Source organism: Rhizobium sp. USDA 4016 (assembly GCF_056279705.1).
In genome coordinates this window covers 1,933,508-1,947,653 of record NZ_JBWCCY010000002.1, presented here as the reverse complement: position 1 = coordinate 1,947,653, position 14,146 = coordinate 1,933,508, and the positions used below count along the sequence as shown (strand labels likewise).

General features: G+C 59.8%; 15 protein-coding genes and 1 pseudogene. 10 read left to right on the top strand and 6 right to left on the bottom strand.

What is annotated here, in order from left to right; translation table 11 throughout:
• Positions 1-126: 126 nt before the first annotated feature.
• The 3 genes from ACZ9DP_RS10325 to ACZ9DP_RS10315 are packed head-to-tail and all read left to right on the top strand — an operon-like array spanning position 127 to position 3,843.
• Entirely contained in the window at positions 127-1,623 is a 1,497-nt protein-coding gene (locus ACZ9DP_RS10325; protein ID WP_476201536.1) for a sugar ABC transporter ATP-binding protein, read from the top strand.
• Between the two features lie 16 nt (positions 1,624-1,639).
• Complete coding sequence (locus tag ACZ9DP_RS10320; protein WP_476201534.1) at positions 1,640-2,704, top strand: ABC transporter permease; 1,065 nt, start codon at positions 1,640-1,642, stop codon at positions 2,702-2,704.
• 38 nt (positions 2,705-2,742) lie between these two features.
• Positions 2,743-3,843: an ABC transporter substrate-binding protein gene (locus ACZ9DP_RS10315; RefSeq protein WP_476201532.1), complete on the top strand. Its 1,101-nt coding sequence runs from the start codon at positions 2,743-2,745 to the stop codon at positions 3,841-3,843.
• Between the two features lie 96 nt (positions 3,844-3,939).
• On the opposite strand, the gene ACZ9DP_RS10310 is transcribed toward ACZ9DP_RS10315, so the two are convergent.
• Positions 3,940-4,962, bottom strand: coding sequence for a LacI family DNA-binding transcriptional regulator (locus tag ACZ9DP_RS10310; protein WP_476201530.1), 1,023 nt, complete (start codon positions 4,960-4,962; stop codon positions 3,940-3,942).
• A gap of 213 nt (positions 4,963-5,175) precedes the next feature.
• Here ACZ9DP_RS10310 and ACZ9DP_RS10305 point away from each other — a divergent pair, with 213 nt between their 5' ends.
• The 4 genes from ACZ9DP_RS10305 to ACZ9DP_RS10290 all read left to right on the top strand — a co-directional run bounded on the left by ACZ9DP_RS10305 (position 5,176) and on the right by ACZ9DP_RS10290 (position 8,118).
• Positions 5,176-5,979 carry a transporter substrate-binding domain-containing protein gene (locus ACZ9DP_RS10305; RefSeq protein ID WP_074071467.1) on the top strand — a complete coding sequence of 268 codons (804 nt, stop codon included), beginning with the start codon at positions 5,176-5,178 and terminating at the stop codon, positions 5,977-5,979.
• 66 nt (positions 5,980-6,045) lie between these two features.
• Positions 6,046-6,750 carry an amino acid ABC transporter permease gene (locus ACZ9DP_RS10300; protein ID WP_476201528.1) on the top strand — a complete coding sequence of 235 codons (705 nt, stop codon included), beginning with the start codon at positions 6,046-6,048 and terminating at the stop codon, positions 6,748-6,750.
• Positions 6,747-7,406: an amino acid ABC transporter permease gene (locus ACZ9DP_RS10295; RefSeq protein ID WP_476201526.1), complete on the top strand. Its 660-nt coding sequence runs from the start codon at positions 6,747-6,749 to the stop codon at positions 7,404-7,406. Before ACZ9DP_RS10300 ends, ACZ9DP_RS10295 begins: the two co-directional genes overlap by 4 nt.
• Positions 7,387-8,118, top strand: coding sequence for an amino acid ABC transporter ATP-binding protein (locus ACZ9DP_RS10290; protein ID WP_194731489.1), 732 nt, complete (start codon positions 7,387-7,389; stop codon positions 8,116-8,118). The genes ACZ9DP_RS10295 and ACZ9DP_RS10290 overlap by 20 nt, the downstream gene beginning before the upstream one ends.
• Positions 8,119-8,165: 47 nt before the next feature.
• On the opposite strand, the gene ACZ9DP_RS10285 is transcribed toward ACZ9DP_RS10290, so the two are convergent.
• From ACZ9DP_RS10285 to ACZ9DP_RS10265, 5 genes are all read right to left on the bottom strand, one after another.
• Positions 8,166-9,185 (bottom strand): LacI family DNA-binding transcriptional regulator, encoded by a 1,020-nt coding sequence (locus ACZ9DP_RS10285; RefSeq protein ID WP_074073021.1) that lies wholly within the window; start codon positions 9,183-9,185, stop codon positions 8,166-8,168.
• Positions 9,186-9,376: 191 nt separating this feature from the next.
• A complete protein-coding gene (locus ACZ9DP_RS10280; protein WP_074071471.1) occupies positions 9,377-9,709 on the bottom strand; it encodes a hypothetical protein in 333 nt (110 codons plus the stop codon).
• Complete coding sequence (locus ACZ9DP_RS10275) at positions 9,706-10,593, bottom strand: NAD(P)-dependent oxidoreductase (protein WP_476201524.1); 888 nt, start codon at positions 10,591-10,593, stop codon at positions 9,706-9,708. The genes ACZ9DP_RS10280 and ACZ9DP_RS10275 overlap by 4 nt, the downstream gene beginning before the upstream one ends.
• The gene (locus tag ACZ9DP_RS10270) at positions 10,590-11,081 is read right to left on the bottom strand and encodes a gluconokinase (RefSeq protein ID WP_476201523.1); all 492 of its coding nucleotides are present in this window, start codon (positions 11,079-11,081) and stop codon (positions 10,590-10,592) included. The genes ACZ9DP_RS10275 and ACZ9DP_RS10270 overlap by 4 nt, the downstream gene beginning before the upstream one ends.
• 13 nt (positions 11,082-11,094) lie before the next feature.
• Entirely contained in the window at positions 11,095-11,853 is a 759-nt protein-coding gene (locus tag ACZ9DP_RS10265; RefSeq protein ID WP_074071474.1) for an SDR family oxidoreductase, read from the bottom strand.
• A gap of 88 nt (positions 11,854-11,941) precedes the next feature.
• Here ACZ9DP_RS10265 and ACZ9DP_RS10260 point away from each other — a divergent pair, with 88 nt between their 5' ends.
• The 3 genes and pseudogenes from ACZ9DP_RS10260 to ACZ9DP_RS10250 form a co-directional block, all read left to right on the top strand.
• Entirely contained in the window at positions 11,942-12,889 is a 948-nt protein-coding gene (locus ACZ9DP_RS10260) for a 2-hydroxyacid dehydrogenase (protein WP_476201521.1), read from the top strand.
• 11 nt (positions 12,890-12,900) lie between these two features.
• Positions 12,901-13,932 (top strand): L-idonate 5-dehydrogenase, encoded by a 1,032-nt coding sequence (locus ACZ9DP_RS10255; RefSeq protein WP_476201519.1) that lies wholly within the window; start codon positions 12,901-12,903, stop codon positions 13,930-13,932.
• 67 nt (positions 13,933-13,999) lie between these two features.
• Positions 14,000-14,092, top strand: a pseudogene (locus tag ACZ9DP_RS10250) (SMP-30/gluconolactonase/LRE family protein); the annotation flags it as partial.
• Positions 14,093-14,146 lie beyond the last annotated feature (54 nt).

Here is a 14,146-nt window from a genome sequence, read left to right as displayed (position 1 = left end):
CCCGAAAGAAAGCAGCCATTGCAATGCCTTGTGCGCGACCAGCCTACGCGCAATTCCCTGTTGACAGCATTGTTATCGATAACATACCATGTCTTGCAAGTTCACAGAGCTTTGGGAGGAGCGCCGATGTCGAGCGAAAAACTGCTGGAGTTTCGCTCCATCACCAAGGAGTTCGGCGGCACTCGGGCCTTGTCGCAGGTATCGCTGGATTTGCATCCGGGGGAGATCCTGGCGCTTCTTGGAGAAAACGGCGCGGGCAAATCGACACTCATCAAGACCTTGGCCGGCATCTACAGGCCGGACGGCGGCGATATTCAGTTCCGTGGTGAACCCTATGTCCATCGGCCGCCAAAGCCTAACGAACGTCAGCCTCTCGCCTTTATCCACCAGGACCTTGGCCTGATCGAATGGATGACGGTCGGCGAAAATGTCGGATTGGCGCAGGGTTTCTCCATGCGTTCGCGCCTGATCGACTGGAAGCGAACGGAGGAGCGGGCCAGGGAGGCGCTGAATCTCGTCGGCTGCGACTTTGATCCGTCGACGCGTGTCCAGGATCTCACCCGTACCGAAAAGTCGCTTGTGGCGATTGCCCGCGCGCTCGCCGTGGAAGCGGACGTGCTTGTTCTTGACGAGCCGACCGCCAGCCTTCCGGCTGATGAGGTGGAGCGTCTCTTCCATGCTATCCGTCCGCTGAAAGCGCGAGGGGTGGCGATGATCTACGTGTCGCATCGGCTCGATGAGATTTTCCGCATCGCCGACCGGGTCGCGGTCTTGCGCGACGGACGCCTGGTTGGCCAGAAGCCGGTGGCACAGACGACGCCGGACGAATTGATTGAAATGATCGTCGGCCGCAAGACGGACCAACTTTTCGCCAAAGCGACAAGCAACCCGGGCGAGACGATCGTCAGCATTCGGGATCTTGCCTGCCGCAGCGCCGGACCTGTCTCCTTTGATATCCGGAAAGGAGAGCTGCTTGGCTTGGTTGGCTTGCGCGGCGCCGGTCAGGAACTGATCGGTCGGGCCCTTTTTGGCTGCGAAGCTTTTTCCGGCGCAGTAGATGTCGGTGGGGCGGTACCGGACCTGTCGAGCCCGGTCGCTGCAATGAGGTCCGGCATAGGCCTGATTGCGCGCGACCGCACCGAAGAATCCGTTGCCATGTCGCTGTCGCTTCGGGAAAACACCTTCCTCAATCCGGCAGCGTCCGGACGCAGGCTCCTTTCTTTCCTGTCGCCGTTTAAAGAAGCGTCCCTGGCGCGCACGATCGGCGAGAGTGTCGGATTGAGGCCGAACGACCAGAGCATGCCGATCGAGGCGCTATCGGGGGGCAACCAGCAGAAGGTGGTTGTCGGCCGCTGGCTTGCAACTGGTCGCAAGCTCCTGATCGCCGAGGATCCGACCGCAGGCGTCGATGTCGGCGCCAAGGCCGACATCTATCGGCTGATCGCCCGTGCACTTGAGGCGGGTCTGGCTGTCGTCGTCGTGTCGACGGATTTCGAGGAAATCGCACATATCTGCCATCGTGCCTTGGTGTTTTCACGCGGACGGATTGTGCGTGAATTGCAAGGTGCGGATTTAACCACATCGGCGGTGGTCGCTGCCGCGTCGGCTTCAGAGGCCGCTTGAGTTCCGGGAGAAGATAATGCAGTCGATCGAATCCACCGCCCTTGAGCCGACCCGAGCCGAACTGGCGGGCCTCAGCTATACGCAGAAGCTCCTGCGGTTCCTGCCGGTTTACGGCCTGGTCATCCTTACTTTGCTGCTTATCGTGCTGTTTTCGCTTCTCCTGCCGCAGACCTTTCCGACGGTTCTCAATCTTCGCTCGATCGTCTCCGACAAGGCGATCATCGCTCTCCTGTCGCTGGCGGCCATGATCCCGATGGCTGCCGGTCGCATCGATCTTACGGTCGGCTACGGCATCGTGCTCTGGCACATTCTTGCGATCAGCCTGCAAACCGTGTTCGGCGTGCCTTGGCCGGTCGCAGTCGTCATCGTGCTTGCGCTCGGTGCTTTCACCGGCTTCCTCAACGGTCTTCTGGTGGAGGTCGCACGCATCGACTCGTTCATTGCGACGCTCGGCACCGGCACGGTCCTCTACGCGCTGGCACTCTGGCACACCGGCGGGCGCCAGGTCGTTGGCGTCTTGCCGGAGGGTTTTTACTCGTTGAACGGCACCATGGTATTCGGCCTGCCGATCACCGGCTTTTATGTGCTGCTGCTTGCCGTTGCGCTCTGGCTCATTCTCGAATATCTGCCGATTGGCCGCTATATCTATGCGATCGGCGCCAATCCGAAAGCGGCAGCGCTGAACGGCATTCCGGTCCGCCGCTTTGTCATCGCCGCTTTTGTCTCCTCGGGCACCCTTGCTGCGCTTGCAGGCGTCCTGCTCGCCTCTAAGCTGCGCATCGGCCAGGCCAGTGTTGGCCTCGAGTACCTGCTGCCGGCGCTCGTCGGTGCCTTTCTCGGCTCAACCACCATCAAGCCTGGACGCGTCAATGTCTGGGGCACGATGACCGGTGTCATCATTCTTGCCGTCGGCATTTCCGGCATCCAGCAATTCGGTGGCTCGTTCTTCGTCGAACCACTCTTCAACGGCATCACCCTGCTCGTGGCCATCGGCATCGCCGGTTATGCGCAAAGGAAACGGGGTGCAGTTGGAAAAACGGCAGCCACCAATCCGGCATCTGCAAACCCACCGAAAAACTGATCGCCGTCGGCACACAAACTTCAAAGGGAGGAAGAACCATGAAACGCAGAACGCTTATCCAGAGTTCCGTCGCCGCACTGGCCTTGATGCTCGCGGGACCGGCACTGGCAGATGCCATGTCCGACGCCAAGGCGGTGGTCGAAAAATATGCGACCCGCGTCACCACCTGGGACGGACCGAAGACAGGACCCAAGGCGCAGGAGGGAAAGACGATCGTCGTGCTCGCCGGCGACCTGAAGAACGGCGGCATCTTGGGCGTTACCACCGGCGTCGAGGAGGCTGCAGCCGCCATCGGTTGGCAGGTCAAGGTTCTCGACGGTGCGGGCTCGATCGGCGGCCGCACGGCAGCGTTCGGCCAGGCCATGGCGCTGAAGCCCGCCGGGATCATCATCAACGGCTTCGATGCCGTCGAGCAGGCGCCGGCTCTTGAGCAGGCAAAGGCTGCGGGAATTCCGCTCGTCGCCTGGCACGCAGGCCCGGTCATCGGCCCTGACGAAAAAACCGGCCTTTTCGCCAACGTCAGCACCGACGCGATGGAAGTTTCCAAGTCGGCCGCGGACTGGGCCTATGCAGATGCGAAGGGCAAGCCAGGCGTCGTGATCTTCACCGACTCGACCTATGCGATCGCCATCGCCAAGGCCGACAAGATGAAAGAGGAGATCGAAAAACTCGGCGGCAAGGTTCTTGAATATGTCGATACGCCCATTGCCGAAACCTCCCAGCGCATGCCGCAACTGACGACATCGTTGCTGCAAAAATACGGCGACCAGTGGACTCATTCGCTCGCCATCAACGATCTTTATTTCGACTTCATGGGCCCGTCGCTGGCAGCCGCCGGCAAGGGTGGTACAGACGCGCCAATCAATGTCGCTGCCGGTGACGGCTCGGAATCGGCCTACCAGCGCATCCGCGCCGGCCAGTTCCAGAAAGTTACGGTCGCCGAGCCCCTCAACCTGCAGGGCTGGCAGCTTGTCGACGAGTTGAACCGCGCCTTTGCCGGCCAACAGTGGTCTGGCTATCTCTCCCCGCTCCATGTCGTCACCGCCGACAATGTCGAATTCGATGGCGGCCCCAAGAACTCGTTCGATCCGGAAAACGGTTACCGCGACGAGTATAAAAAGCTCTGGGGCAAGATGTAGCAGCCTCCCTCCGGAAACTGGGCACCGCGAATGGTGCCATTTTTTTTGCACGTTGCGTCGCAAGCGATATTGACGGAAGGATGAACGGGCGATCGATTATCGTTTCGTCGTCGTGTTGCCCTGGATGAGCTGGATCTCAGCCCGCCACGATCTGTTCATGTGCACGTGTGCAAGTATATTCAAGAGCGCCTGAGCCGCCGTCTTTCCGATCTCGGCGCGAGGTACATCAACGGTCGTAAGTCTGGTTCGGACCGTGTTGGGGATGGACGTGCCGTTAAATCCCACCACGGACACCTGCTCTGGAACTGGAATTCCCGCTTCGTGCAGATAGGAGAGGCCACCAAGCGCCATCGCGTCGTTCAAAAAGTGAATAGCCTGGATCTCGGGATGATCGCGGATCAATTCCTGCGTAAGGGCGCGTCCTGTTTCGGCCTGTCTCGGCCGATTTTCGCAAACCATGCTGATCACGTCGATGTTGGCGCTCGCAAGCGTAGACCGCAAGGCAAGGTAGCGCCAGCGGGCGCAGAGATCCTTCTCCAATTCGGCGCCGACATAGGCAACGCGCCTGAGGCGGCGCTCCAGGAAATGCGCAGCAACGAGTTGCCCTGCCTCCATGTGCGAAGGGCCTGCGCTGAAATCGAGATCTTCATTGTCGCAATCCCACAATTGAATGGCCGGGCAGGTACGTCTTTCTAGCAATTTGTCGCAAGCGGCGCTTCGTGCCATGCCGCCGTTTAGCAAAAGCCCTGCCGGGCGGAAGGACAGCATCTCGCGCACGAGGTCTGCTTCGATGCCGGGATCGAAATGCGATTCTCCGATGAAGGTATGAAGCCCATTGGGGCGCAGGATGGCGTTTACCCCACTCAGCACTTCGGAAAAGACGATGTCGCTCATCGAGGGGATAATCACTGCTACCATCCGGCTCTTGCGCGAACTCAATGATCCGGCAAGGTTGTTCGGCAGATAGCCAAGCTCGTCTGCGGCACATCTCACCCTTTGTTGCGTCGCCTCGGAAATGTTGCCGACGCCTCGCATCACCTTTGAGACTGTCATGCTGCTTACGCCTGCCTTTGCCGCCACATCAAGCAGCGTGACGATCCGTGTCTTATCCTTTGCCACTTGCCCCGTCCCCACGCCTTGAAAAGTAAAAACTGGCTTGACAGTCCGATTGTTATCGATAACATAAAATGAGGTTAACGATAACCCTTGCATGATTCAGATGCAATGCCCGGTGCAAGGGAGTCCAGAGGAGGCGAGCAATGGAGCGGTTTCTGTCGCTCCAGAGATCGCATGCACGAGCAAGAGCTCAGTCAAATAAGGTGGAGGAATGTCATGAATGTTCTTAACTCTATGCGCGCGGTTGTAATGGCAGCCGCACTCGCCATCACGTCCTTGGCGATGACCGCCGAAGCCGGGGCGGTCACGCTCAATGACATCATATCACGCGGCACCGTCCGGATCGGCGTTCTGACCGGTGCACCGCCGATGGGGATGGTGGATGAAAAAGGTAATCCGACCGGCTACGACGTTGACGTCGCCAACTTGATTGCCGGATATCTCTCGCTGCCTGTCGAACTCGTCCCACTGACGCCGCCGGCCCGCATTCCGGCGCTCCAGACCGGCAAGGTCGATTTCCTCGTTGCGACGCTGGCCCCGACGGGTGAGCGGGCCAAGACCGTCATGTTTACGCAGCCCTACAGCGCCTTTAACATGGATATCATATCCGGTCCCGACCAGAAGTTTGCGAGCCTTGCCGATCTTCAGGGCAAGCGCGTCGCGGTCAATCGGGGTTCGTCACAGGAAACCGCGCTTCGCAAGGCGGCGGTCCCCGGCATGGAGATCGTGGTTTTCGAAGACGACTCCACCAGTGCGCAGGCGCTGATTGCCGGTCAGGCGGACGCGGTCGCACTGCCGTCGACTGTGGGAGAAGCGATCATCAAGCAGCGTCCTGACGCTGGCCTCCAGGTCGGCTTCACCTTCTTCCAGCAAGGCAACTCGATGGCGACGAAGCTCGACGATTTCGAACTGCGTCAATGGCTGAATACGTCGATCTATCTGATGAAGATCTCCGGCGATCTCGACAAGATCGCGACGAAATGGACAGGCCGTCCGATGCCGACCCTTCCGTCCTTCTGATTGAGCTTGCGTGAGAGCCTGCCGGTGAGGCACCGGCAGGCCGCGAAACTTCGACGGAGCTCGCTTATGTCCTACACTTTTCAATTCGGCGTGCTGGCCCAGTATCAGGGCGAAATCCTGAGCGGTGTCTGGCTGACGATCAAGCTGTCGATCCTTTCGATCGTTCTCGGTTCGGCAGCAGGTGTCATGCTTGCATCCTTGCGCTCCATAAAGGGCGGTGCCGTGCGGTATCTTGTCGATGCCTACGTCGAGGTGATCCGCAACACGCCCTTTCTGGTCCAGCTCTTCATCGTCTATTTCGGCCTGCCTGGGCTTGGTATTCGCGTGGGCGCCGATACAGCGGCGCTGATCGGCATGACCATCAATCTTGCCGCCTATTCAACGGAAATCATCCGTGCCGGCATCGAGGCCGTGCACAAATCTCAGATCGAAGCGGGCGAGGCGCTTGGCTTCTCGCGTTTCCAGATCTATCGCCACGTCATTCTGGTGCCGGCGGTCGCCAAGGTTTATCCGGCGCTCTGCAGCCAGTTCGTGTTGATGATGCTGGCCTCCAGCATCTGCTCGGCAATTTCGACCCATGAGCTTGCCGCCTCGGCCGCTTTCGTCGAATCGCAGACCTACCGGTCCTTCGAAGTCTATATTGTCGTCACGCTGATCTATCTGGCGCTGGCGCTGGCGCTGCGCGCAGCCCTGGCATTCATGGGCATGTGGCTTTTTGGCAGGCGGGTTGCCCGCCGCACGATGACGGCTCTGCCGGAGGTGCCGGCATGACGCTGAGAACATTCGGTTTCGATGAATTCGGTTTCCTGCTGCAAGCATTGCAGTGGACCATTCTCCTGACGGTCATCGCCCTTGTCGGTGGAGGTCTGCTCGGCTTTGCCGTGGCGCTTGCCCGAACCTCACCCGTCAAGGCCGTGCGCTTTGCCGCAGGTTCCTATATTCAGGTTATCCAGGGCATTCCGGTGCTGATGATCCTGTTTTTGTCCTATTACGGCCTCAGCCTTGCCGGGCTTGAGCTGCCGCCGCTCTTTGCCGCCGGCGCATCGATGACGATCTACGCATCAGGTTATCTCGCGGAAATCTGGCGCGGCTGCATCCAGGCGGTGCCGAAGCAGCAATGGGAAGCGTCGGAATCGCTTGCCATGACCCGCCTTCAACAATACCGCTACATCATCCTGCCGCAGGCAATCCGCGTTTCGCTGCCGCCAACCGTCGGCTTTGCGGTGCAGGTGGTCAAGAATACGTCGATCACATCGATCATCGGCTTCGTCGAACTCGCCCGCGCAGGGCAGCTTGTCAATAACACGACATTCCAGCCCTTCCGCGTCTTCATCGCGGTGGCCGCTCTTTATTTCATCGTCTGCTACCCATTGTCCCAGCTGTCGCGTTGGCTGGAAAGGAGGCTTCATGCCGGAAGTAATCGTTGAAAATGTTCACAAGAGCTTCGGTGCGCTCGAGGTTCTCAAGGGCGTATCGCTCAGCGTCGGGCGCGGAGAGGTCTTTGCACTGATCGGCCGGTCCGGTTCTGGAAAGAGCACGCTGCTACGCTGCATGAACGGTTTGGAAAAGATCAACTCCGGTCGCATCGAGATCGCCGGCCATGCGCTTGGAGGAGACGCAAAGGCGCTGCGAAGCCTGCGCACCGATGTCGGCATCGTCTTCCAAAGCTACAACCTCTTTCCACATTTGACCGTGGGCGAGAACATCATGCTGGCGCCCCGCATTGTCAAAGACGTTGCAAAGGCGGAGACACGGGAGATCGCCCGCGAGGTTCTCCAGCTCGTGGGCCTGTCGGAAAAATTCGATGCCTATCCGGACCAGCTTTCTGGCGGCCAGCAGCAGCGTGTGGCGATTGCCCGTTCCCTTGCAATGCGCCCGAAGGTGATGCTCTTCGACGAAGTCACCTCTGCGCTCGATCCGGAACTGACCGAGGAAGTGCTGACGGTCATGGAGAAATTGGCCCGCGATGGAATGACCATGATACTCGTCACGCATGAGATGGGTTTTGCGCGACGGGTGGCTACGCAGACGATCTTCATGCACAAGGGCACGATCTGGGAGCAGGGGGCATCCAAGGAGCTGTTTGTTAATCCACAGACGCCCGAGTTGCGGCAGTTTGTGAAATCGGACGTTAAGTAATCGTGACAGCGGGTGGGCAAGCAATCTTCTTCCGGCCCGCTATTTCCTCAGCGGCTTGTTTGACGCAGAATCAAATCCGGTCGGATCGTTATCACGCCCGCGCTGTCCGAAAGCGACCCGTCCAGGACGTCGAGAATGAGCCGCGCCGTTTTTGCTCCGATCTCGGCTGCAAAGGCATTGATCGTTGTCAGACTGGGAACGCAAATTGCGCCGATCTCGTAGTCGCCGAAGCCGCCGATGGCAATCTGGTCCGGCACCGCAATGCCGCGCCGTTGACATTCGGTAAGGGCGCCGAAGGCCGAAAGATCAGAAACGCAGATGACCGCTTCGGTATCTGGGAAATGCTCCAGCAACCGGCCCATCGCGTTCGCGCCCTCGCGCATTGAAATCGGCGGCGGCCCGGCGGCAATCAGGCGCGTCGCGTCCAACCCGTGATCCTCCATCGCGGTTATGAAGCCGGCTCGCCGATCGCTGCCGCGTGTGTCTCGATCAGCATCACCACCAATGAAGGCGACCTTTCTATAGCCGACGGTGACAAAGTGATCGATCATCTCGCGCACCGCCAATGCGTTGGAAAACCCGACCACGTGTCCAATCGGGTCTTCCGGAAGATCCCAGGTTTCAATGACGGGGATGCCGGCATTCGACAGGAGTTTGCGGGCTCGCGATGTATGCTTGCCGCCCGTTACCACGATTGCTTCGGGCTTGCGCCGCAAGAGCTGCTCGATCAGCCGCTCTTCTTCACGAACGTCGTAGTTCGTGTAGCCGAGCAGGACCTGCAAGCCCTTATCCGACAAGCCGTCCGACAGCGCCCGCACCGTATCGGCGAAATTGGCATTGTTGATCGAGGGGATCGTAACGGCCACGAAGTCGGTGCGCTGTGATCGCAGATTGGAAGCCGTGCTGTCGAAGACGTAACCAAGTTCCTCGGTTGCGCGTCTGACAGCCTCGCGTGTCTCTTGGCTGACGGAGGTGTCACGCTTGAAAGCGCGCGACACCGTCATCGGCGACACGCCTGCCATGCGGGCGACATCCGCCATGGTTGGTGGTTTACGAATATTGGGCATTTGCATCCATGTTATCGTTACCAGATTGATACAACCGCCTTTACGCTTAATTTGCAAGCAGGTTGTGATTTCGCCTCGTTCAACGCGAAGCCAAAGGCCGATGCTTTGGGCCTCGACGGTTCGGTCTTTGGGTCTGCCCCTTGCCGGTAGTCGAACAGCCAAGAGGGCAGCTAGCCGCCACGGCGTCGAGCTTAGAGCGGGAATTCGTTCGCCTGGGTCACATGATGATGGATTCGCCCGTCAAAAAAGCGCGCCAATACCTCTTCCGTCGCTGCCTTGGCCGCAGTGCGGGCTGGACTTGCAAGCGCGGCCTCGACGGTTGCGAGATCGGGATAGTTGATCGCAAGGATCATGGGAATTTCCGGCGCTCCTTCATCGCGGGCATCGGCGAAGGTTACCCGGACATCGAGGGCGCCGGGGAAGGCCTTCCATTTCGGCAGGATGTCGTTGAGCACTGCGGCCCGAAACGCCTCCGTTTGACCGTCCTTCACTTTTCCTTCGAAGAGGGCATAGCGTGTTATCATTGTACGATGTCCTTGTTGGGTCCCTTGAAAAATTCCATAAGGGCGGCCTGGTCCTCACCGCCGAGGCCGGCGGCAGTCAGCATGCGGTGAATTTCGGCGCACAGCGCCGTCAGCGGCATGGCGGTGTTGGTGCGGCGGGCGAGATCCTGCGCCCCGCTCAAATCCTTGACCATGTTGTCGATCCGGCCGGTGCGACGGTAATCTTTGACGACAAAGCGCGGCATGTATTCTTGCAGGATTGCGCTGTCGGCCCGGCCGCCTTTCAATGCCTGCGGGATCTTTGCCGCATCCACGCCGGCGTCGAGAGCCAATTGAGTCGCTTCCGCAACGGCCAGAAAATTGAGCCCGCAGAGAACCTGGTTGATCAGCTTCGTGGTCTGGCCGGCGCCGGAAGGCCCCATATGCGTGTAATTCGAGGCAACGTGCCGCAGCACCTCATGTGCATCAGCGACATCTTGTTCCTTGCCGCCGGCCATAAGCGTAAGCTGTCCGACCAATGCCTTGGGCGCGCCGCCCGACAGGGGACTGTCGACCCAGCGCAGGGCCTTTTCCGCCGCGTCGGACGCCAGGGCCTTCGTCGCCTCCGGGTCGATCGAGGACATGTCTATGATGACAGTTCCGGGCCTGGCGCCGCCTGCAACGCCGCCTTCGCCGAAGACGGCGAGCCGGACGATTTTCGCCGAGTTGAGGCTGAGGATGACATAGTCCGAGTCGGCGGCTGCTTCCGCCGCGCTTGCCGCCGGTAGAGCGCCTTTGTCGACCAGGTCGCGCATCTTGGTCGTGTCGAGATCAAAGACCGTCAAATGATTCCCGGTTTCGACGAGCCGCGTTCCGATGGCGCCGCCCATCGCGCCGGCGCCGATCAATGCAATCTTGTTCGTCATGTTTTCATTCCTTCCAATTGCGTGACGATTGCTTCGACGATCGCGCCGAGCGGCCGGTCGATATCCACGTTGAACGCGTTTTCGTCCGCGTCCGGTGGTTCCAGCGCTGCGAACTGGCTCGTCAGCAGGCCGGCCGGCATAAAATGACCTTTTCTTGCATTCATTCGCGCCTTGATGACCTCGGGCGTACCGGCAAGATGAACGAAGGTGATCGTCTCTCCGGAAGTTTGCGTGATGTGAGCGCGGTAGGCTCGCTTGAGCGCCGAACAGCCGACGATCTGCGGCCCTTCGGACTTGGCCAGATTCTGGCCCACGAGGGTCAACCATGGCCAGCGATCCTCATCGTCCAAGGCCATGCCGCGGCTCATCTTGTCGATGTTCGCCGACGGGTGAAGGTCGTCGCCATCGAGATATGCCGCCCCCAATCGCGCGGCGAGCGCGGCCCCGACCGAGGACTTGCCGCACCCTGCAACCCCCATCAGCACCATTCGCTGCGGAACCTCAAAGAGAGGCCGTGATGCCACCGTCAACATAAAGCACATGTCCGTTCACAAATGAGGATGCGTTGGAGGCGAGGAACACGCAGGCGCCGACCAGTTCGTCCACCTTGCCCCAGCGGCCGGCCGGCGTGCGCTTTTCCAGCCAGGCGGAAAAGGCGGAATCGGCAACCAATGCGGCGTTCAATGGCGTATCGAAATAGCCGGGCGCAATGGCATTGCATTGCAGCCCGTATTTGGCCCAGTCGGTTGCCATTCCCTTGGTCAGATTACCGACGGCGCCCTTCGTCGCCGTGTAGGGTGCAATGCCGGGACGTGCCAATGCAGTCTGTACGCTGGCGATATTGATGATCTTGCCCGCTCCGCGTTTGATCATGTGCCGTGCGACCGCTTGGCCAACGTTGAAAACAGTGGAGATATTGGTCCGCATAAGCTGCTCGAACGCGTCCGCCGGAAAGTCCTCGAGAGGCGTGCGATGCTGCATTCCCGCATTGTTTACGAGGATGTCGATCGCACCGATCGTTGCTTCGAAGCCATCCACTGCTGCGCGAACGGCCTCATGATCGGTCGCGTCGAATGCCAGTTGATGCGTGCTGCCGCCGAGACCTCTCGCGGCTTCCGCAAGTTTTGCGGCGTCGCGGCCATTGAGCACGATTTCGGCACCGGCATTGGCAAGACCGCGCGCAAGGGCAAGGCCGATCCCCTGCGACGATCCCGTGACGAGGGCTCGGCGGCCCGTCAAATCAAACAAGTCCTGCCCCATTGGCTTCCCTCATTTTTTGTCTCGACATTCGCAATGCCCACCTTTATGTTATCGATAACATTAATTGTCAAGGGACGGAGACACCGAAATGAGAAAACCCCAGATCCTTCAAGTCGGGCCCTATCCGGAATGGGACGAAGCGCCTCTGAATGCTGCATTTTCGGTTCATCGCTACTTCGAGGCCTCCGACAAGTCGGACTTTCTTGCTGCTGTCGGTCCCAATGTCCGGGCGATCGCTACGCGAGGCGAACTCGGCGCCAGCCGGGCCATGATCGAGGCCTGCCCTTCACTTGAGCTGATCTCTGTCTATGGGGTTGGTTTTGATGCCGTCGATCTGGCTGCTTGCCGGGAACGTGGCATCCGCGTCACCAACACACCGGACGTGCTGACGAGCGACGTAGCGGATCTTGGCGTGGCGATGATGTTGTGCCTGTCGCGCGGCATGATTGGCGCGGAAAGCTGGGTAAAGGACGGAAGCTGGGCGGCAAAGGGGCTCTATCCGCTGAAGCGTCGCGTGTGGGGCCGCCGCGCCGGCGTACTCGGCCTTGGCCGGATCGGCTATGAAGTGGCCAAACGCCTTCAGGGCTTCGATATGCAAATCGCTTATTCCGATGTTGCGCCAAAAGATTTTGCCGCCAATTGGGAATTTGTCGCCGATCCGGTAGCGCTCGCGGCGCGTTCGGATTTCCTGTTCGTCACTTTGGCCGCTTCCGCCGCCACCCGCCACATCGTCGGCCGCGAGGTGATTGCGGCTCTCGGCGGGGAGGGGATGCTGGTCAATATCTCCCGCGCTTCCAATATCGATGAAGAAGCCCTGCTTGATGCACTCGAATGCGGTGCGCTGGGCTCCGCCGCCCTTGACGTGTTCGAAGGTGAGCCGAAGCTCAATCCACGGTTTCTCGCCCTCGACAATGTGCTCTTGCAGCCACACCACGCATCTGGAACCATCGAAACACGCAAGGCCATGGGACAGCTTGTTCGTGACAATCTCATGGCGCATTTTTCCGGTCAGCCCCTGCTGACCCCGGTTCTTTAAGGAGCGCGCCGATGAAAGCCATCGTCATTCACGGTTCGAAAGACCTGCGTATCGAGGAGCGCCCGATCGAAGCGCCAGGTCCCGGAGAAGTGCGCCTGCGCCTTGCGACCGGTGGCATCTGCGGCAGCGATCTGCACTATTACAATCACGGCGGCTTCGGCGCAGTCAGGCTGCGGGAGCCGATGATCCTTGGTCACGAGGTGTCCGCGTATGTGGAAGCACTCGGCTCGGGCGTTGAGGGATTGAAATCGGGCCAGCTCGTCGCTGTTTCTCCGTCCCGGCCGTGCCGATCCTGCCTATATTGCCAGGAAGGGCTTCACAATCAGTGCCTCAATATGCGGTTTTATGGCAGTGCCATGCCTTTCCCGCATGTCCAGGGAGCATTTCGAGAGGTTCTCGTCGCCGATGCCGTTCAATGCGTGTCGGCGGACGGTCTTACCCCAGGCGAAGCGGCGATCGCAGAACCCCTGGCCGTTACTCTTCACGCCACTCGCCGGGCGGGAGATATATTGGGTAAACGGGTTCTGGTGACCGGCTGCGGGCCGATCGGCCTTCTGTCGATCCTCGCAGCCCGCCGTGCCGGCGCCGCCGAAATCGTCGCAACGGATCTCTCGGATTTCACCCTCTCGCTGGCACGCAAGGTCGGCGCGGACAGGACCATCAATATGGGAGGCGAGCCGGATGCGCTGACCCCTTACGCAGCCCAAAAGGGCTCATTCGACGTCCTTTACGAGTGCTCCGGTGCCGCGCCTGCCTTGGTTGCCGGCATCGCTGCTCTTCGCCCGCGCGCCGTGATTATTCAGCTTGGCCTTGGTGGAGACATGAACCTCCCGATGATGGCGATTACAGCCAAGGAGCTGGACCTGCGTGGTTCCTTCCGCTTTCACGAGGAGTTTGCGACCGGTGTCGGACTGATGCAAAAGGGGCTGATCGACGTGAAGCCGCTGATTACCCACACACTTCCCCTATCAGACGCTGTGACGGCCTTCGAACTGGCAACTGATAGGAGCCAGGCGATGAAGGCGCAGATTGCCTTCAATTGACACCAGTCCCAACTCGCGTCCGGCTGTCCGAATAAGAATGGCCCGGTAAATCTGGGAGAAGAACGCAATGCCATGTTTCGAAGTGCTTGATCCGCTGTTTAGCACCTATGTGCTCGGCAATGCGCCGGTCAAGCAGATCGCCACCGGCTTTGACTGGGTTGTCTAATCGCGTTCCCTTAGTCAAGGTCGTCTGGGCACTCGCCATCTTGCCGTG

Bases quoted from the DNA above. Each gene is read 5' to 3' on its own strand.
- ACZ9DP_RS10315 (WP_476201532.1), top strand. From the start codon at position 2,743: ATGAAACGCAGAACGCTTATCCAGAGTTCCGTCGCCGCACTGGCCTTG.
- ACZ9DP_RS10290 (WP_194731489.1), top strand. From the start codon at position 7,387: ATGCCGGAAGTAATCGTTGAAAATGTTCACAAGAGCTTCGGTGCGCTC.
- ACZ9DP_RS10295 (WP_476201526.1), top strand. From the start codon at position 6,747: ATGACGCTGAGAACATTCGGTTTCGATGAATTCGGTTTCCTGCTGCAA.
- ACZ9DP_RS10320 (WP_476201534.1), top strand. From the start codon at position 1,640: ATGCAGTCGATCGAATCCACCGCCCTTGAGCCGACCCGAGCCGAACTG.
- ACZ9DP_RS10275 (WP_476201524.1), bottom strand. From the start codon at position 10,593: ATGACGAACAAGATTGCATTGATCGGCGCCGGCGCGATGGGCGGCGCC.
- ACZ9DP_RS10265 (WP_074071474.1), bottom strand. From the start codon at position 11,853: ATGGGGCAGGACTTGTTTGATTTGACGGGCCGCCGAGCCCTCGTCACG.
- ACZ9DP_RS10260 (WP_476201521.1), top strand. From the start codon at position 11,942: ATGAGAAAACCCCAGATCCTTCAAGTCGGGCCCTATCCGGAATGGGAC.
- ACZ9DP_RS10270 (WP_476201523.1), bottom strand. From the start codon at position 11,081: ATGGTGCTGATGGGGGTTGCAGGGTGCGGCAAGTCCTCGGTCGGGGCC.
- ACZ9DP_RS10300 (WP_476201528.1), top strand. From the start codon at position 6,046: ATGTCCTACACTTTTCAATTCGGCGTGCTGGCCCAGTATCAGGGCGAA.
- ACZ9DP_RS10255 (WP_476201519.1), top strand. From the start codon at position 12,901: ATGAAAGCCATCGTCATTCACGGTTCGAAAGACCTGCGTATCGAGGAG.
- ACZ9DP_RS10280 (WP_074071471.1), bottom strand. From the start codon at position 9,709: ATGATAACACGCTATGCCCTCTTCGAAGGAAAAGTGAAGGACGGTCAA.
- ACZ9DP_RS10305 (WP_074071467.1), top strand. From the start codon at position 5,176: ATGAATGTTCTTAACTCTATGCGCGCGGTTGTAATGGCAGCCGCACTC.
- ACZ9DP_RS10285 (WP_074073021.1), bottom strand. From the start codon at position 9,185: ATGCCCAATATTCGTAAACCACCAACCATGGCGGATGTCGCCCGCATG.
- ACZ9DP_RS10325 (WP_476201536.1), top strand. From the start codon at position 127: ATGTCGAGCGAAAAACTGCTGGAGTTTCGCTCCATCACCAAGGAGTTC.